The organism is Corticibacter populi, assembly GCF_004217315.1.
In the GTDB taxonomy this organism is placed as follows: Bacteria; Pseudomonadota; Gammaproteobacteria; order Burkholderiales; family Burkholderiaceae_C; genus Lampropedia; species Lampropedia populi.
Map to the genome: position 1 here is coordinate 291,766 of NZ_SGWR01000001.1, position 18,169 is coordinate 309,934.

Consider the following 18,169-nt stretch of genomic DNA (forward strand, 5'->3'; position numbering starts at 1 on the left):
AGCAAGAACTTTCATCTCACAACGACACAGGAGACATCCATGCCAGACCGCAAGATCACCCGACAAGCCTTTCTGAAATCCATCGCCGCGCTGGGCCTGACCGCTGCCTTGCAGCCCTTGTCCGCGCAGATCTCGAATGGCTACCCGAGCCGCGCCATCCGCCTGGTCGTGCCCTTTGCGCCCGGAGGCAACACCGACCTGATTGCGCGGATCCTGGGCCAGGCGCTGGCAGAGGAGCTGGGCCAGCCCGTGGTGGTGGAGAACATCTCCGGCGCCAATGGCTCGATCGGCACGAGCCGGGTGGCGGCGGCCGCCGCGGATGGCTACACCCTGCTTTTCGGAACGGCCGGTACGCAGGCCATCAACCAGAGTCTTTACAAGAACCTGAGCGAAAAGAACCTGGACGATTTCGAGTACCTGGGCCTGGTGACGTCGATCCCCAACATGCTGGTCATCAACGAGGCCAGAACCCCGGTGGGTTCGGTGGCCGAGCTGCTGGCGCTGGCCCAATCCAGCCAGGCGGGCCTGAACTACGGATCGCCCGGCGCGGGCTCCACCATCCATCTCTCCGCGGAAATGTTTGGCACGGCCGCAGGGGTCAAGCTGCTGCATGTGCCTTACCGCGGCAGCGCGCCAGCCCTGGCCGACCTGATGGGTGGGCAGCTGGACTTCATCTTCGAGAACATCACGCCGGCCCTGCCATTCGTGACTTCGGGCAAGCTCAAGGCACTGGCCGTCGCTTCAGAGGAGCGTGTGCCGCTGCTGCCGGATGTGCCGACGATGAAGGAAAGCGGCTTCGACAACTTCGTCACCGGCACCTGGAACGGGGTGCTCGCGCCCAAGGGCACGCCGCAGGCCATCGTCGATCGTTTGAGCACAGCCATCCTCCAATGCGCGGCCAAGCCGGACTTCAAGGCCAAGGTGCAGGAAATGGGCGGGCAACCGCTGGAGATGGGGCCGGAGGAATTCAAGCGCTTCACGCGCGAGGAGTACCAGCGCTGGAATGCGGTGGTGGCCGCTGCCGGTGTGGAAAAGCTGTAAGAACCTGTTCACGATCTTTTCATGGGCCACGTTGTTCCGACAGGCGATGCGATGCAAGGCGCAAACCGCAGTCGGGCCGGTGGCCCGGCGAGGATTTGTAACATCGCAGCGCGCGCCTGCCGGGACAACCCGAAGGGCAGGAGGCCAAAAATGCATCGGGCGGCGTTGCCCGCCTTGCCCAGACGCCCAGTCTGGCCTGCGACGGGCGTCTTGCCCACTGCATTTTTGGCCTCCTGCGTGACCCATGAAAAGATCGTAAACAGGTTCTAAGAACCTCTTGCCGGATTTGCCATGCACGCTGATCTCATTGCAGCCTTGACCGCCATCGTGGGCGAAGGCCACGTCCTCACCGGCCATGCCACGGCCGAATATGCCACCGACTGGCGCCAGCGCCTGCAAGGCCAGGCCTTGTGCGTGGTACGCCCCGGCAGCACCGACGAGGTTGCGCAGGTGGTGCGCGCCTGTGCGGCGGCGGGCGTCTCCATCGTCCCACAAGGCGGCAATACCGGCCTGGTCGAAGGCTCGGTGCCGGACGGCTCAGGCCGGCAGGTGGTGCTGAGCCTGCGGCGCATGCATGCGGTGCGCGCCATCGATCCAGACAACCTCACCATCACCGTCGAGGCGGGCTGCGTGCTGCAGAACGTGCAGGCGCTGGTGCAGGAGGCGGGCTTTCTGTTCCCGCTCAGCCTGGGGGCCGAAGGCAGTTGCACCCTGGGCGGCAACCTGGCGACGAACGCCGGCGGCACGCAGGTGGTGCGCTACGGCAATACGCGCGACCTTTGCCTCGGGCTGGAGGTGGTGACCGCCGACGGCCAGGTCTGGGATGGCCTGCTGGGCCTGCGCAAGGACAACACCGGCTACGACCTGCGCCACCTCTTCATCGGCAGCGAAGGCACGCTGGGCGTGATCACGGCGGCGAGCATGCGCATGGTTCCGCAGCCTGCCGCGCAGCTGACGGCCTGGACCGCCGTGCCCTCGCTGGATGCGGCCAACGCCTTGCTGGCGCTGGCGCACCAGCACCTGGCCTCGGCGCTGACCGGCTTCGAACTGATGAACCAGCAGGCCCTGGCGCTGGTGGACCTGCACTACCCGCACTTGCGGGTGCCGCTGTGGCAGCAGGGGCCATTCTGCGTGCTGCTCGAAGCCTCCGACAGCGAGTCGGAAGCCCATGCCCGCACGCTGTTCGAGCGCCTGCTGGAGCTGGCGATGGAGAAAGAACTGGTGCTGGATGCCGTCATTGCCGAGAGCGTCCAGCAGGCACATGACTTGTGGCACATCCGCGAGAGCATCACCCTGGCCCAGGCCGCGGAAGGCGTGAACGTCAAGCACGACATCTCGCTGCCCATCTCCCGCATCCCGGCCTTCGTGGCCGAGACCGATGCCGCGCTCCATGCGCTGCTGCCGGGCATCCGGCTGGTCAACTTCGGCCACCTGGGCGATGGCAATCTGCACTACAACGCCCAGGCGCCCGAAGACATGGAGGCGCGCGCGTTCGTCGCCGACCACGAGGAGTGCATCGGCGAGGTGGTCTACCGGAACGTGCACCGCTTTGGCGGCTCCATCTCCGCCGAGCACGGCATCGGCTCGCTCAAGCGCGAGAAGCTGCCCCACTACAAGTCACCGGTCGCCATGCAGCTGATGCAAAGAATCAAGTCCGCGCTCGACCCCCAGAACCTGCTCAACCCCGGGCGTGTGCTGGTAGGCCCGCGCACGGACCCCTGAGCGCTGCCGGCGGGACGCGATAGCGGTGCATGGAATGGCCCATCCCGCCCTCTTGAACGGAATATCCCTCAACCCCTGGAATCGAATATGACCCATAGAACAGGCGCGGAGCAGCTGGTTCACACGCTGCTGGACAACAAGGTGGACGTGTGTTTTGCCAATCCCGGCACGTCGGAAATGCACTTCGTCGCGGCGCTGGACAAGGTGGGCGCCATGCGCTGCGTGCTGGGCCTGCACGAGACCGTCGTGACGGGCGCAGCCGATGGCTACTACCGGATGGCCGACAAGCCGGCCGCCACGCTGCTGCATCTCGGTCCGGGCCTGGCCAACGGCCTCTCCAATCTCCACAATGCCAAGAAGGCCCGCTCCGGGATCGTCAACATCGTCGGCGACCATTCCGCCGAGCACCTGAAGCTGGATGCGCCGCTCACATCGGACATCAAGGCCCTGGCCGGCGTGGTCTCCCAATGGGTGCACACCAGCCAGTCTGCCAGCGACATTGCCACCGATGGGGCGCAGGCGGTGCGGCAGGCCTGCGGCCGGCCGGGGGCCATCGCCACGCTGATCCTTCCGGCCGATGTGGCCTGGTCCGAACTGGCGGCGGAGGGCTCCGCCGCCGTCGCGCCACAGGCGCCGAAGGCGGCAGCCGAGCCGGCAGGGGCGGCCGGTGCCCATGACATGGCCCGCATTGTCCAGGCCTTGCGGGAAGATCCCGAACACACCCTGATCCTTTGCGGAGACCGCGCGACGCGTGCAGATTGCACCAGCCTCGTCGGCCGCATCGTCGCCGCCACCGGCTGCGCCGCCCGCGCCGAGTTCTATGGCGCGCGGCTGGAGCGCGGCGCCGGCAGGGTGGCGCTGCTGCGCCTGCCATACGCGGTGGCGCCTTCGCTGGCCATCCTCGCCAAGTTCAGCACGGTGGTGCTGGTGGGGGCCAAGGAGCCGGTGGCCTTCTTCGCCTATCCCGACAAGCCCGGCCGCCTGACGGCCCCGGGGTGCCGGTTCCTGACGCTCTCGACACCCGAGGACTGCCCGCGCGACGCCTTGCGCGAGCTGTGCGGTGCCTTGGGTGCGCAGTCATTGCCGGCCGCACTGCTGGCGCGCCACGCCACCGACGCGCCCGCGCAGGGCCCGCTCGATTCCGAATCCATCGGGCGGGTGCTTGGCGCCACCTTGCCGGACAACGCCATCGTGGTCGATGAAGCCATTTCGACCGGCAGAGGCTTCGATGCGCTGACCCTGCATGCCGCGCCGCATGACTGGCTGACCGGCTGTGGCGGCTCCATCGGCTTTGCCCTGCCGGCGGCGGTGGGGGCGGCCATCGCCGCACCGGGGCGCAGAGTCGTTGCGCTGGAGGGCGACGGCAGCGGCATGTACACCTTGCAGTCGCTGTGGTCGATGGCGCGGGAGCAACTGGACGTGACCGTGCTGATCTTCGCCAACCGGACCTACGGCATCCTGCATGGTGAACTGGCGGCCGTGGGCGCCGGCGCACCCGGCGCGCGCGCCCAGGACATGTTGAACCTCGACAGGCCGCAGATCGACTGGTCGGGGCTTGCCGAGTCGATGGGGGTGCCCGCGATCAAGGTGGCCGACATCGAATCCCTGAGCAAGGCCCTGCAGGCGTCGTACCGCCGCCATGGACCCATGTTGCTCGAGGTGCTCCTTTAGAACCTGTTCAAAGTCTTGGCATGAGAGCCGTTGTGGTTGAAAGGTTGTGGCTGCAAGGCGCAAAACGCAGCCGGGTTGGTGGCCGGGCGAGGCGTTTGCAACGCCGCAGACGCAGCATTTCAGCCGCAACCCACAGGGCATGGCGTTGCCATGCGGATCCATGCAGAGACTTTGAACAGGTTCTGAGAGCCTGCTTGCGATCTTTTCGCGGGCCCGAACGCAGATTTTCCCCACCACACCAGAAGAACCATCGCATCAAGGAGACAAGCCATCATGCAACGTGAAACGAATCGTCCTGCCAGGCTGGCCAAAGCCAGCATCCTGTCCGCCGCCGCGGCACTGGCCATGCCGCTGTGGGCGGCCAACGCCTTCCCGCAATCGCCCATCGTGCTGGTGGTGGGATTCGGCGCCGGCGGCAGCACCGACGTGTGCAACCGCGCGCTGGCGGTGGATGTCTCGCGGCAACTGGGGCAGCCGCTGGTGGTGGAGAACCGGCCCGGTGCCGGCTCCTCGCTGTCCGTGACCTACACCGCGCGCCAGAAGCCCGATGGATACACGATAGCCGCGCTCTCCACCGGCAGCCTGCTCAATCAGGTGCTGACACCGAGCGTCAAATACGACGTCACCCGGGATCTCACCCAGATCGCGATGGTCGCGCAGTACCAGGTGGGGGTGTTGGTAAAGGCCGATTCCCCCTACCAGTCCATGGCCGAACTCATCGAGGCCAGCAAGACCGCCAAGCAGCCATTGGCCTATGGCACGGCGGGGCTTGGCACGCCGATGCACCTGGCTTCCGAGCGGCTGACGCAACTGGCCGGCACGGAGTGGGTGCATGTGCCGTACAAGAGCGGCCCGGAGAACATCACCGCGCTGCTGCGAGGTGATGTGGACTTCATGGTGCAAACAGCGGAGTGGGTACCCTATGTCCGCAACGGCAGCATGCGCTTGCTGGCCGCCTACACGCAGGAGCGGATCAAGGGGTTCGAGTCCGCCCCCACCGTCCGGGAACTGGGCTACGACGTGGTGGCACCGAGCTTCATGGGGATTTCCGGCCCGGCTGGAATGGATACTGCGGTTGTGCAAACATTGCAGGAAGCATTCCGCAACGCCGTCAACGCCAAGGAATTCGTCAGTTGCAGCGACCAGTTTGGCCTGCGGCCGGATTTCAAGGATGCCGCAGCCTTCAGCGCGCATGTCCAGGATACCTTGACGACCTGGACGCCGCTGATCAAGCAGCTGGCGCCGCAGAACTGAGCCTGGTGGAGCCGGGACGGCGGCCACCGGCGCGCGGGGTGCCCGCCGCCTGCACCGGGCCGCCGGTGCGGGTGTCTCCATCTCCAGGCCATTCCCTTCGTGACAACGGTGCGCGGTCCATTGGCCCGCATCCGATCCTTTTTCAGACCAGGAAACCCATGAGCTCTTTTTCATACCCCAGCACCCAGCTTCTGATCGGCAACCAGTGGGTGGACAGCCAGGACGGCCGGCGCATCGATGTGCGCAATCCCGCGACGGGGCAGGTCATCGGCCAGGTTGCCCATGCCGGCATTGCCGACCTCGACAAGGCCCTGGCAGCGGCGCGGCAGGGCTTTGAGGTCTGGCGGCACACCTCGGCGCATGAGCGTGCGGCCCTGATGCGCCGCGCGGCGGGCTTGCTGCGCGAGCGCGCCGACGCGATCGCCCGCAGCCTGACGCTGGAGCAGGGCAAGCCGCTGCGGGAGGCGCAGGCGGAAGTGGCCGCTGCCTCCGGCATCATCGAATGGTTTGCGGATGAAGGCCTGCGCGTCTATGGCCGCATCGTGCCGGCGCGCAATGTCGCAGCGCTGCAGCTGGTCATCAAGGAGCCGGTGGGGCCGGTGGCGGCGTTCACGCCATGGAACTTCCCGGTGAACCAGGTGGTGCGCAAGCTCGGCGCGGCGCTGGCCACGGGCTGCTCGTTCCTGTTGAAGGCGCCGGAGGAAACGCCCGCTTCACCGGCTGCATTGCTGCGCGTCTTCGTCGATGCCGGGCTGCCGCCTGGCGTGCTGGGGCTGGTGTATGGCGATCCGGCGGAAATATCCTCCTACCTGATCGCGCACCCCGTTATCCGCAAGGTCACGTTCACCGGATCGACGGTCGTGGGCAAGCAGCTGGCCGCGCTGGCCGGCGCCCACATGAAGAGGGTGACCATGGAGCTGGGCGGCCATGCCCCGGTCATCGTCGCGGAAGACGCCGACCTGGAACTGGCGGTGCGCACGGCCGGCGCCGCCAAGTTCCGCAACGCGGGCCAGGTGTGCATCTCGCCCACGCGCTTTCTGGTGCACAACAGCCTCAAGCAGGCATTCGCGCAGGCGCTGGCAAGGCACGCCGAGGGCCTGCAGCTGGGCGATGGCCTGGTCGATGGCACCACGCTGGGGCCGCTGGCCAACCCGCGCCGTGTCGTGGCGATGGAGTCCATCGTCGCGGACGCGAAAGCCAAGGGCGCGCAGATCGTGACCGGGGGCGAACGTGCCGGTGGCACGGGCAATTTCTTTGCGCCCACCGTCATCTCCGATGCGCCGCTGGACAGCATGCTCTTCAATGACGAGCCGTTCGGCCCGGTGGCCGGCATTCGCGGCTTCGATTCGCTCGAAGAGGCGATCGCCGAGGCCAACCGTCTGCCCTACGGGCTGGCGGCGTACGCGTTCACGAAATCCTTCAGGAACGTGCAACTCCTCAGCGACCGGCTGGAAGTCGGCATGGTCTGGATCAACCAGGCCGCGACGCCCTCGGCGGAACTGCCTTTCGGCGGCGTCAAGGATTCGGGCTACGGCACCGAGGGTGGCCCTGAAGCCCTGGAGGCCTACCTCAATACCAAGGCGGTGTCTGCCGTGGGGGGTTGAGATCGGGAGGAGTCGTGGCATCGGTCGGCAAAGCCGAATGCACTACTGGCCGGCCCGGCCAGTAGTGGGCGCGGCAGGCTCAGCGGACAGCGGCGGGGGAAGGAGAGGCGCTGGCACGGACGCCAGGGCCCTGGCCAGCACCTCGAACAAGCGCCCGTCCAGTGATTGCGAGACATTGAAGCGCAGGTACCCGCTGGCACTGAGCGATTGGCTGAAGGCATTGCCGGGCGCGAGCACCACCCCCTCCTGCAGGCAGGTGCGTGCCAGTGCCGCGGCATCCACGCCATCGGGCAGGCGGCACCAGAGGAACATGCCGGCACCGGGCCTCAGCCACGGCACGATGCCCAGTGCGCCCAGGTGCTGGATGGTTTGTTCCATCGCGGTGGCCAGGCGTGCGCGCACGCCCTCCATGTGACGGCGGTAGCCGCTGCCGGTCAGCGCCGCCAGCAGAATGGCCGCGGGCAGTTGGCCGCCTCCGAAGTGGGTGGCGATCTTCAGGTCGACCAGGGCGTCGATCCAGTCCGCGCGGGCGGCGATATGGCCGCAGCGGAGCGAGGCCGAAAGGCTCTTGGAGAAGCTGCCGATATGAATCACCCGCGAGAGACCGTCGAAGGCGGCCAGGCGCGGCGCCGGGCTGGTTTCGTAGTCGGCATAGAGATCGTCTTCGACGATCACCAGTTCGGAGGCGTCGGCCAGCTTGAGCAGCCGGTGCGCCGTCACCGATGACAGCGTGGCGCCGGTCGGGTTGTGGATGCCCGCATTGGTGATGTACAGGCGTGGTGAATGCGTGCGCACCGCCGCCTCGAAGGCCGCGAGGTCCGGCCCGCCGGGCGTGAACGGCACGCCCACGACCTGCACGCGATGGGCGCGCAGCAGGGCGTGAAAATTGAAGTAGCAGGGATCGTCCACCAGCACGGTGTCTCCCGGCTGCAGCAGAAAGCGGCAGATCAGGTCGATCGCATGCGTGCTGGACTCCGTCAGCATGATCTGCTCGGGCTGCGCCTCCACATCCATCGCCGCCAGGCGGCGGGCCAGCCATTGCCGAAGCGCAGGCAAGCCCCGCGCCGTCGCGTAATCGGCCAGCAGCGCCTCGCCGGCCCGCGCGGTGCCACGCAGCGCACGCCGCATGCCCTCTGCATACGTCCACGATGCGGGCAGCCAGCCGCAACCGGGCTTGAGCAAATCCTTGCCGGTCTCCAGTGCCTGGCGCGATACCCAGAGCGGATCGACTTCGCGGTCGAGTCGCGGGCCGATTTCCGCCAGGGCCAGCGGCGCCGCCGGGCCGGCAACATAGAACCCCGCACCACGCCGGGCGTGGATAACCTCCTCGGCCACCAGCCGCTCGTAGGCCTCCACCACGGTGGAGACAGACAGCCCCATCGTCCTGGCCTGCGCGCGCACCGACGGCAGGCGGGCGCCGGGCAGGTAGCTGCGCGAGGCGATCTTCGCGCGTACCGCGGCCATGACGGCCTCGATACGGGTGTGGCTTGTTGGCATGGGCTGGTCCTTCCATCCGAAGCAGGGAGAGCAACTGTGGCGTGATCGACTGTGTGGTGATCGATACCAATACAGTTCATGAAAATTGTATGGCATTGTCCATGGCCGGGCGGGCGCCTCCGTGGTGAAGTGTGGGGCCACCTCCAACGGAACGAAAAATGGACCAGAAAACCAGCGGCTGGATCAGCGGCTTCATCGGCGTATTGATATTCGCGGGCTCGTTGCCCGCCACGCGAGCGGCGGTGATGGATTTCGAGCCGGTATTCCTCACCTGCGCCCGCGCCAGCATCGCCGGCCTGCTGGCGCTGGCCTTGCTGCTGGCGTTGCGCCAGCGTCGTCCCGCCCCGGCCGACGTGGTGCCGCTGGCGGTGGTTGCCCTGGGTGTGGTGCTGGGCTTTCCGCTGCTGACCGCGCTGGCGCTGCGGCACGTCTCGTCCGCGCATTCCATCGTCTTTCTCGGGCTGCTGCCCGTCTGCACGGCCTTGTTCGGCGTGCTGCGCGGCGGCGAGCGGCCCCACGCGGCCTTCTGGCTGTTTTCGGTGCTGGGCAGCGCCTGCGTGGTCGGCTATGCCGCAAAGGACGGCATCGATGCCTCGCCGGTTGGCGACCTGCTGATGCTGGCGGCCATTCTTGTTTGCGGCCTGGGCTATGCCGAAGGCGCCCGCCTGTCGCGCCGGCTGGGCGGCTGGCAGGTCATCAGCTGGGCGCTGGTGCTGACCCTGCCCATCATGCTGCCGGCCGCCGTGTTCACCATGCCGGCATCGTTTGCTGCAGTCGGCACGCCGGCATGGATTGGGCTGGCCTACGTCTCGCTGTTCAGCATGCTGATCGGCTTCATGTTCTGGTACCGCGGGCTGGCGCTGGGCGGCATCGCCGCAGTGGGACAGCTGCAATTACTGCAGCCATTTTTTGCCCTGGCGCTGGCGGCATCACTGCTGCACGAAGCGGTGAGCGGAGCCATGCTGCTGGCGACTCTCGGCGCGGTACTTTGCGTGGCTGGCGCACGGCGGTTTGCTGTGTGAGCGAAAGTTGACCAGAAGAGCAATGGAGACGACCTCGCAGTGCGTTGATCGAGAGTTAACTCAAATGTATCTAAATGAGACAAACTTTCGTATACTGCGCTTTCGAGGCCGTTGCCAGAGCACTGAAGTGACGGCTATCGGCTAGAAGCGGACTATCAGACCTACTGCCGCAAAGCAGTCGAACAGAGTGACTCTAATTAGGTTACACAGGATTATCACCAGTGGCGATTAGCGACAACACAGTGAAGCTCTTGTGGGGCCGCGCGGCAGGCACTTGCTCCAATCCAATTTGCCGCACCGACCTCACGGTCCTCTTGGAAGACGGTCGCGGCTTTAATGTTGGCGAGATGGCACATGTCATAGCCAGTAGTCCTAATGGCCCACGCGGAGTTGGCACTGGTGGAAGCGATGAGTATGAAAATTTGGTCTTGCTCTGCCCAACTTGCCATCGAACCGTGGACAAGGCACCTGCGGGAACTTACCCAGTCTCCATGCTCCACCAGTGGAAGCAAGATCACGAAAGTAGCATCCGCTCTAATGGGACCGCGCTGAAGTTTCAGAGCGTAGCGGAGCTGAAGATCTATGTCGCTCGCCTACTCTACGAAAATAAGGTCTTATGGTCTAGCTTTGGGCCGCAGTCCCTAGTCGCTCAGGCCGATCCAGGTTCTAACATGTACGAGGTGTGGGTGCTGCGGAAGCTAGACACAATCGTTCCCAACAACACCAAGATCATTAACGCAGTCGAAGCAAATATCACTTTATTGAACTCAACTGAAACTGCATCGTTCTTCCATTTTAAGATTCACGCACAAGCCTTCGAGCGGCATCAATACACACGACTGGATACCTACCCAATGTTTCCCGCAGAATTTGAGAAGGCAATGTTGTCATGAGCCAGAACGGACGTAACAATTGGAATGTAAGCTTTGCCCATATTTCTTGGCTTGATAAGCTATTAAGTACTCACGGAAACTGCGGAACGCTTACTCGACATGACGATCTTGTTTTCGAAATTAACCGAAAGCAGCAGACGGATAACCTCTCTGTTGTCTGTTTGAACGAATATACGATGGGCCTTACTGCTGTGCAACGCGTGATTCATGAGTTCGGGAAACCTTCAATCATTTACATTGGAGGCGGATGGTGCGGCTACACAGAACAAGCAAAACAGTTCTGTCTTTCGGAGTGTATTGGTCTTTATGTCACCAATGAAATGTCAGGAGCGCTATGGGCCACTGAGTATTGGGCTTATCACCAGCGTGACAGGGATGGCAATTCAATCTATCACCTCAGCAGAGAGCAGGCTTAAGGCTGTATATGGTTTCGGGTCAGCCTTTCGCGGTGAGCCGTTCCGCGACATTGACATCCTTGCTGTAGTTAAGGCTGAACCGACAGTGGCGCTCGACGCATTCTACGATTTGCGGGCTGCGCTTGAAAACGCAACAAGAATCTACGGAGCTCCCGTTCACCTAATTATGCTTACAGAAGTCGAGTTGGCCTCAAGACCACTCAGGTGCATGAATGCACTGACGCCTCTCTGGGTTGTGCAACCCAACTCCGCACTTGACGTGACCTGCGCGAAAAGTTTGGCGGGCACCTCAACTCCACGTTGAGCGCTTTTGCTTTCTAAGAGTCTGACTGTCCGCAATGGGCCGGCAAGACCTCTTCATGAGCCGCAATAGCGGACTTCCAGCAGTCCCCGGGATCACACTGTTTGTCACCGCCGACTACTCACCTGAAGCCTGTCATTGAGCAGAAGCAGGCGAAGCTGGTCAGGAAATGGAACGCAGACTCTCTCACAAAAGGCACAATTGACAAATGGCACGGGACAATTTCAAGGAGTCAATCAAGGCTGCGCTTCGCGATCGCGTCGCACATCGCTGCTCCAATCCTGAGTGCCGAGTCCCCACTGCAGCCCCTGGATCCGGAACTAGGGGTGTAGTCCGAGGAGGTGATGCCGCGCACATAGCCGCAGCCTCGCCCAAGGGCCCTCGCTACGAAGAGAGCATGTCTGCGAAGGAGCGCTCGTCTATCGAGAACGGAATCTGGTTGTGTGTTACTTGTGCTCGTAAAGTTGATCACAATCCAGAGGCATATCCAGTCGAACTTCTGCGCGAATGGAAAGCCTCAGCTGAAAATGCTGCTACGCTGGAATTTGGCAGGCCACTCCTCGCAGATGCTCATTTGCAAGCGCAGGCGCAAATACTCGTCGCCCGGCAAGATCAAGCACAACAAGAAATACTTGCTAAGCTGAACTCCATTCAAGCCGATCTTGCCAATGGACGCTCATCAAGCCAAATAGGCGTTGAGCCGCTTGACCATTTGTTGGAAGCTCTGAGGCGGCTTGCAGACAATGGCAAGGTTCGAGGGGCAACTGTCATAGAACTCAGCAGCGACGGCCGCTATAGGGATGCTGCGACAGAAGCTATCCGTCTTGCTGAAGACGAGGCCAATGCTGCAGTTTATCTTAGAAACGCAGCAAAGGAGATGCGCAGTCGCGCCGCAACCCGGTGGCTCGATGCCGGAGATATCGCCTTCGTTTCGGATCATTTTCAAGCTGCCAATGCCTACGAGCGTTGCACCGAAATTGATCCATCAAATCCTTACGGCTGGAGTCGACTAGGAGAGATTTCTTGGTGGGTCGGCCGCCTAGACAAGGCATTGCATGCCTTTACTCAAATGTGGTATTCAATGCCGGAAGGGATTGTAACGCTGTGCAGAGGAGGGGATCCACCTGAAGCACAACTCGCTCAATTCATGATTGATCATCCAAACGTCAGCCGCGAGTCATACATCTGGACTATCAGAGGTATCGTAATTGCCGGGCTCAACATTGTCGAGATTTTGCGACGTCAGCCTTCTTTGGTCTCGCAATGGGTCATGCGGCTTGTACCTATGGAAGGAATTGGCAGACAGAGATCACCAACAGAGGCTGAAGCGGCAGGTATGGCTGAATTCTTCAGGGAACAGGTTTATAGCTTAGGTCGTGTGATCAGCACCAGTGCTGCGTCAACTGAGCATCGTCGCATCTTAGAAGGTCTCGCGCGTGTCTCTAGACGTCGAGCTGAACTTAACGAGAGCGAAGAGTACTTGCAGCGTGCGCGTGCCATGTCTGTCGAGCAAAAAGATTTTGTGGCCGAGGCAGTCTACCTATGCAATCTAGGTGTTGTTGCCAGCATGCGAGCTCAGATAAATACTGCCCGAGAATACTTTGATCAAGCTCTCTCCTTGTGCAAGGGGAATCCCCGCAAGGGACGGCTATTCGTCGGAACCAAACTTATCAGTGTCGAGGAGGCGGCTTGCCTTCGAGAGGAGCATGAGCTGAATTTGGCGAATGGCACCGCCATCGCAGCTCCGAAAGCAGACGAAATCGAGGTTTGCAACTTGCTCGCTGACGCGTTCGACCATGACACAGAAGCCGCTATGCGAAAAGCTCTAGTCCTGAAAGAGACGGAAGGCAATGCACACGGCAACCTAGGTAGGCTCGCAATGATGGAAGGCGATATTGATCTAGCTCGACGGGAATTTGAGATATCACTGGCACTTCATGAGTCGATCTGTTATTCCAGAGGAGTCGAAATTACACGCAACGCGATATTGCTCTTGGATAAATCCAAAACAGGAAAATAGGACTATGGATTGACGCGAGCGAAAGATGAGGGTAGCTGCTACCGTTCGCGTGCAGTGTACTGACTCGTAGTTCGCACTGCTGAGCAGCCATAGGTGTTGCTCGGTTGAACTTCCGCAATGGGTCGGAAACGGCCATCTATTTTGGGAGAAAGTCAGCAAGGAGCAGGCATCGGCATGATGGTATCTTGATTCATAGGGGCACCTATGGATTCGTTTCGGCTAATTATTCTCCGGGCGTTTCTCAGCGATTGAGGGATGATGAGGGTTCTCGAAGATATCTTCGACAGACTGATTGAAAATCGCACTGATCCGAAACGCCAAGTCCAGGGAAGGGGCGTGCTTTTCAGTTTCGAGGGCGTTGACAGCTTGGCGGGAGACGCCCAGTCGCTCTGCCAAATCCGCTTGCGTCAAGGCGAACTCGGCGCGCAGTATTCGTAATCGATTCTTCATCTCAGTTGCTCGTGCGAACAAAGGGGGATGCAAGAGCGTACATTGCCCAGAAAAATGGATAGACGAGCCAGCCGGGAAGATGGGGAGCGGTCGCGTAGGTTTCGCCAAATCCCCATGCAGTGCAAAGCACCAGTGTTGCGCCGGCAGCCAGGATGAAGCATTTGGCGACGATCACGCGCACGAATTCGTCGCTCTCCGCCATGAGCCGAAGGGTGGCCCAAATTTGTCCTGCAACAGGTAACGCCACTGCCACGGCAACTGCCCATCCCGCAGGTCGTCCCAGAAGGCTGTCGAAAAAGCCGAGGATTGCGGCAATGTTGATCAGTATGTAGATCCCCATGAGGGACATCATACGAATGATGTATGTGCGTTCAACTGAAGGAGGACGCGCACGGTCGATGTGAGTGTTCATTGCTATGGGCTCCATGTAAGGTTTACATGACTTTAATTATGTCGTGACTACTTGTCAATAAGTAATGTTGTCATTACTTATTGATTGGATTTTGGTCGATGAAGCATGTTGACCCACTAAGAACCTGCACACGCTAGTTGCATGAATTCAGACCAACTCGTGTGGCAGGGTGTGCTCAGTATGCCGAGACGCATCGCCGTTCAATCGCGTGTCTGGCATGCGTGATGAATGCTGCAACATCGGCCGGATGGCTGGCGAGATCGTCCTGCTCCAGCGCCAGGTCGCTGGCGGGGGTCTTGCGTAACACCGGACGGTAAGGCGGCGTTACTTTTTTCTCCAGCGCATGCCCCAAATCTGTCTTTGGCACGGCGTCGAGCAGGGTTGGTGCGCTGGGCGCCAAGATGGCGATGCGGTGTGTGCGGGCCTGGGTCAAGAGCAGGGCAGGTCGTGGTCCACCTCCGGCTCCTCGAAAACGCTTGCCAGTATGTCCTCGCACCGCCGCCATTCACCAAACCGGGCCTCGCGCCTGGCGGGATGGCGCCAGGGCATGACGTGCTTCAGTGCCAGCACTGTCACTTCAAGCGCACGCAAGGTGGGCGATGGCGCGGGGGGCAGAAGGGGCCAACAGTGCCGCCACCAATGCCTGCCGCTCGGCCTGGCCCGGCGGCTTGTCCACGATGACCAGCAGGTCAATGTCGCTGTAGGGCCGAAGTCCGCCATTGACGGCAGAGCCGAAGAGGTGAAGGTCACGATGCCATGGACCTGATGCCGTTCGACGATGCCGCGGGCCTGGGCGACCTGGGTCCGATGGAGGGGCCTGTCGCTCATGGCGATGGAGGGTAGCGCGGCAAATGCCTTGATGACGCCTCCATCGACTACCGTGCGCAATCTCCATTGACTGCCGCCGCCACGAGAAATGGCGCGCTGAGCAGGCCCATGCCACTGCCTTGGTACTCGCCCTTGGCGCAGTCGCCTTTGGCGGATTGCGCAATCGCTTGGCCAAGGCGCTGGTCGGTGCGGTTGACGGCCGGGCCCTGCAGGCGGGCGTTGGCCTGCTGGGCGAGGGTGGGGGCATGGCGCATGCCCTGCAGTGCTTGCTGGATGCCGTGTGCATCCGTCGGGATGCGGGGGGTGGCCGGCGTGGCGTCTGGTTTTTCTGGCTGCGGCGAAGGATTGTCCGGATGGGTGGCGCGCGTGGCTGGCTGCGCCGATGGTGCAGATGGATTGGCCGCCCTGTCCGGAAGCTGGGCCTTGGCCAGAGGTGGTGCGTCGTTGCGTCTTGGCTGTGCCGGGGTTTGTGGCGCGGCAGAGGCCGTGTTTGAGGGGCTGCGTTGTTTCTTTGCCGAGACTGGGATGTCCGGTTGCGACCGGGTAGATGGTGACGGCTCCGTCTTCGGGGCAGGCGCTATTGCCCGGGCAGGGAGTTTGTCGGCTTTCGGGGGTGACGCTGGATGCTCGGGCAACAGTTGCACCTGGATGGCGAGGGTGGTCGCGGGTGCCTTCGCCTTCGGGATGGGCGCCACATGTGTTGTGAAGATGCCCAGCAGTAACGCGCCATGCATCGCCAATGCAAGCAGCGTGGTCATCAGCAGCCTGCGGTGCGGGTCCGGTGCCGGCTTCAGCATGCTGTGTGTGTGAGACGTGCTGGCGGCCTGCATCGCGGTGGCTTCAGGAGGCGTTGGGCAGCTCAGCGCTCGGAACCGGTGTGGCCGCCTGGTTCCGGGCGGTAGCTCAGCAGCTCGCCGGGCTGGCAGTCCAGGTGCTGGCAGATGGCTTCGAGCGTGCCGAGTCGGATGCCTTTGACCTTGCCTTGCTTGAGCAGCGAGAGGTTTTGCTCGGTGATGCCGATGGCCGCAGCGAGGTCCTTGGATTTGACCTTGCGCCGCGCCAACATGACGTCGAGGGTGATTTCAATGGGCATGGGGGTGATGGGAGAGCGCTTGAGTAGCCTGGATACATGACGGCCTGTGAGAAGGCTGCAGGCGTCTTGTGTCTTGTCAAACGAATTGCTGGTTTTCGGCGTGAAGTTCGCTGGCGCGGCGCAGGATGCGGGCGATCACCACCACGCAGGCGGCGAGAAACAGCGCGACGATGCTGCCGGAATCGAAACCGAGCGAGATCAGGCGCTCGCCGGGCGGATTGGTGAAGGTGAGCCAGGCGCTCAGCAAGGGCTCGCAGAGGAAGGTGGCGAGCACCCAGAGGGCCACGGCCTGGCCCAGCCGGCCCATGTGCGTGGCCGATTGCGGCGAGAAATATTGGCCGCCAGCGTAGTTGCGCAGCAGTGCGCGCAGGTGCAGCAAGCCACCAGAGAGCACCAGCAGCGGAATGGCCGAGAGCACGGCCGCGCCCAGGCGCTGCCACCATGGCAGCGCGGCGGGCTCAAGGGCGAGTGCGGCGATCAGGCTGTCGGAGAGCGAGAAGGACAGTCCGTGTCGCGCATGCAGGTCCTGCCATGCGGGGACGAGCCAGACCGCCGCATTGAGCAGCAGCATGCCGATGACCAGCCAGAGCGTGAGGGTGGCCATGCGCTGGCTGAGAACGGGGAGGCGATCGGTGACCATGACGTTTTTCTGGAAGTTTTAATGATCGAATTGTATTGAAAAATTATCGTAAAACAATAATAAATAAAAAGAGCAGCGATGATCATGGCCTGCGCATTCGCAGTGCAGCTTCATGCGCGCCTGGCGTGGTAGAGGCTGACGCGCCGGAACTCGGGTGATTCGTCCAGGTCGGGCCAGGTGCATGCCTGCAGCGTGGCCACGCGCTGATAGGGCGGGTGGCGGAAGTTGCGCACCCGCGAGTCGGCCAGCAGCACCTGGGCGCCACGCGTCAGGAAGGCATCGAGCAGGGGCAGGTTGGCGCGGTCGTACAGCACGTCGGCGGCGAGGATGAGGTCGAAGCGGTCGGCCTCGGCAAAGAAGTCGGCGCTGCTGCCGAGGGTGACGCCATTGAGTGCGGCATTGGCATGGCAGGCCTGGCGGGCGAGCGGGTCGAGGTCGCAGGCCACCACCTCGGTCGCGCCGACTTTCGCGGCGGCAATGGCGGCCACGCCCGAGCCGCTGCCGAAATCCAGCACTTTCTTGCCCTGCACCCACTGCGGATGCTCGGCCAGCCAGCGCGCCAGCGCCAGGCCACTGGCCCAGCAGAAGCACCAGTAGGGCGGCTCGTTCATGATGCGGCGGGTTTCGTCTGGCGAGAAGGGCCGGTGCATGCCGGCCGCATCCAGCAGCCACAAGCGCAAAGCGGTGCCGGGTAGCTCGGTGAGGGCGAGCCGGGCATCGTGCAGCAAATCGTGCAGGGCGTGCTGCAAGGCCGCCGTGGCAGGCGCAGGCGCTGCACCTTCTGCTCTCTTTGCTCTCTCTGTCGTGGATTCGGATGGATTCATCAGCGCTTTCTTGGGGCAATGGCGTGACGCGTACCATGCCACGTCGGGCACTGTTTGATAAGGTCGATGACGTCGCAGTGGATGAACCCATGACAGGAGTACATACGGTGAAACGCTTTTTCCTGGTGGTGTGTTGTGCGGGCCTGGCAGCCTGCGGCAGCGTGGGCGGCCAGGCGCCGCAGAGCCCGCAGGGCCATGCCGAGGTGGTCAAGCCCCTTGGCTCACGGCAATGCGAAGGAGGTGGCAGCACGCTGGAGCAGTTGCAGGTGCAACTGGCCGGCGCCGGGGTGCGGGTGCTTGCGGCGGCGCAGGGCTCGGATGGCCGGATGTACCCGGCCGTTTGCGGTGCGCCGGATGGCCGCGTCGGGGTCTTCACCATCCCCGCTGGTCAGGTGGACGCGGCGGCGAATGCGGGGTTTCAGGCCAGGTGAGGGGAGAGTTGCATCGGGCGCGAGGCGGTGGTGATGGCGCTCCCTGGCCC

19 protein-coding genes are annotated in these 18,169 nt (G+C 62.9%); 10 read left to right on the forward strand and 9 right to left on the reverse strand.

The genetic code is table 11. The annotated features are described in order from the left end of the window. Positions 1-39 precede the first annotated feature (39 nt). From EV687_RS01265 to EV687_RS01285, 5 genes are all read left to right on the forward strand, one after another. Positions 40-1,041, forward strand: coding sequence for a Bug family tripartite tricarboxylate transporter substrate binding protein (locus EV687_RS01265; RefSeq protein ID WP_122226074.1), 1,002 nt, complete (start codon positions 40-42; stop codon positions 1,039-1,041). A 291-nt stretch (positions 1,042-1,332) separates the two neighbouring features. Further along, positions 1,333-2,763 (forward strand): FAD-binding oxidoreductase, encoded by a 1,431-nt coding sequence (locus EV687_RS01270; protein WP_122226075.1) that lies wholly within the window; start codon positions 1,333-1,335, stop codon positions 2,761-2,763. A gap of 87 nt (positions 2,764-2,850) precedes the next feature. Next, positions 2,851-4,434 (forward strand): acetolactate synthase large subunit, encoded by a 1,584-nt coding sequence (locus EV687_RS01275; protein WP_122226076.1) that lies wholly within the window; start codon positions 2,851-2,853, stop codon positions 4,432-4,434. 273 nt (positions 4,435-4,707) lie between these two features. Beyond that, a complete protein-coding gene (locus EV687_RS01280; RefSeq protein ID WP_122226077.1) occupies positions 4,708-5,688 on the forward strand; it encodes a tripartite tricarboxylate transporter substrate binding protein in 981 nt (326 codons plus the stop codon). Positions 5,689-5,846: 158 nt separating this feature from the next. Continuing rightward, positions 5,847-7,292, forward strand: coding sequence for an NAD-dependent succinate-semialdehyde dehydrogenase (locus EV687_RS01285; RefSeq protein ID WP_122226078.1), 1,446 nt, complete (start codon positions 5,847-5,849; stop codon positions 7,290-7,292). Between the two features lie 42 nt (positions 7,293-7,334). Here EV687_RS01285 and EV687_RS01290 read toward each other — a convergent pair whose 3' ends face one another. Continuing rightward, on the reverse strand, positions 7,335-8,789 hold the full coding sequence (locus EV687_RS01290; protein WP_122226079.1) for an aminotransferase-like domain-containing protein: 1,455 nt from the start codon (positions 8,787-8,789) through the stop codon (positions 7,335-7,337). Positions 8,790-8,947: 158 nt separating this feature from the next. On the opposite strand from EV687_RS01290, the gene EV687_RS01295 reads away from it, so the two are divergent. From EV687_RS01295 to EV687_RS01310, 4 genes are all read left to right on the forward strand, one after another. After that, complete coding sequence (locus tag EV687_RS01295; protein WP_122226080.1) at positions 8,948-9,811, forward strand: DMT family transporter; 864 nt, start codon at positions 8,948-8,950, stop codon at positions 9,809-9,811. Positions 9,812-10,032: 221 nt separating this feature from the next. Then, positions 10,033-10,704: an HNH endonuclease gene (locus EV687_RS01300; protein WP_122226081.1), complete on the forward strand. Its 672-nt coding sequence runs from the start codon at positions 10,033-10,035 to the stop codon at positions 10,702-10,704. Continuing rightward, complete coding sequence (locus EV687_RS01305) at positions 10,701-11,120, forward strand: hypothetical protein (protein ID WP_130466404.1); 420 nt, start codon at positions 10,701-10,703, stop codon at positions 11,118-11,120. Before EV687_RS01300 ends, EV687_RS01305 begins: the two co-directional genes overlap by 4 nt. A 698-nt stretch (positions 11,121-11,818) precedes the next feature. Continuing rightward, a complete protein-coding gene (locus EV687_RS01310) occupies positions 11,819-13,441 on the forward strand; it encodes a tetratricopeptide repeat protein (protein WP_130466405.1) in 1,623 nt (540 codons plus the stop codon). 219 nt (positions 13,442-13,660) lie between these two features. Here EV687_RS01310 and EV687_RS01315 read toward each other — a convergent pair whose 3' ends face one another. The 8 genes from EV687_RS01315 to EV687_RS01345 all read right to left on the reverse strand — a co-directional run bounded on the left by EV687_RS01315 (position 13,661) and on the right by EV687_RS01345 (position 17,688). Then, positions 13,661-13,891, reverse strand: a complete 231-nt coding sequence (locus EV687_RS01315; protein WP_122226083.1) for a helix-turn-helix transcriptional regulator — start codon at positions 13,889-13,891, stop codon at positions 13,661-13,663. Position 13,892: 1 nt separating this feature from the next. Then, entirely contained in the window at positions 13,893-14,303 is a 411-nt protein-coding gene (locus EV687_RS01320) for a hypothetical protein (RefSeq protein ID WP_122226084.1), read from the reverse strand. 175 nt (positions 14,304-14,478) lie between these two features. Further along, a complete protein-coding gene (locus tag EV687_RS01325; RefSeq protein WP_122226085.1) occupies positions 14,479-14,736 on the reverse strand; it encodes a hypothetical protein in 258 nt (85 codons plus the stop codon). A gap of 144 nt (positions 14,737-14,880) precedes the next feature. Then, positions 14,881-15,198 carry a nucleotidyltransferase domain-containing protein gene (locus tag EV687_RS19350; protein ID WP_162846514.1) on the reverse strand — a complete coding sequence of 106 codons (318 nt, stop codon included), beginning with the start codon at positions 15,196-15,198 and terminating at the stop codon, positions 14,881-14,883. Further along, the gene (locus EV687_RS18855; protein WP_162846515.1) at positions 15,179-15,385 is read right to left on the reverse strand and encodes a hypothetical protein; all 207 of its coding nucleotides are present in this window, start codon (positions 15,383-15,385) and stop codon (positions 15,179-15,181) included. Before EV687_RS18855 ends, EV687_RS19350 begins: the two co-directional genes overlap by 20 nt. Before the next feature lie 605 nt (positions 15,386-15,990). Further along, positions 15,991-16,224 (reverse strand): helix-turn-helix domain-containing protein, encoded by a 234-nt coding sequence (locus EV687_RS01335; RefSeq protein WP_122226088.1) that lies wholly within the window; start codon positions 16,222-16,224, stop codon positions 15,991-15,993. A gap of 76 nt (positions 16,225-16,300) precedes the next feature. Beyond that, a complete protein-coding gene (locus EV687_RS01340; protein WP_122226089.1) occupies positions 16,301-16,864 on the reverse strand; it encodes a DUF2975 domain-containing protein in 564 nt (187 codons plus the stop codon). A gap of 110 nt (positions 16,865-16,974) precedes the next feature. Beyond that, positions 16,975-17,688: a class I SAM-dependent methyltransferase gene (locus tag EV687_RS01345; protein ID WP_122226090.1), complete on the reverse strand. Its 714-nt coding sequence runs from the start codon at positions 17,686-17,688 to the stop codon at positions 16,975-16,977. A 107-nt stretch (positions 17,689-17,795) separates the two neighbouring features. Here EV687_RS01345 and EV687_RS01350 point away from each other — a divergent pair, with 107 nt between their 5' ends. After that, positions 17,796-18,119, forward strand: a complete 324-nt coding sequence (locus tag EV687_RS01350) for a hypothetical protein (RefSeq protein ID WP_122226091.1) — start codon at positions 17,796-17,798, stop codon at positions 18,117-18,119. Positions 18,120-18,169 lie beyond the last annotated feature (50 nt).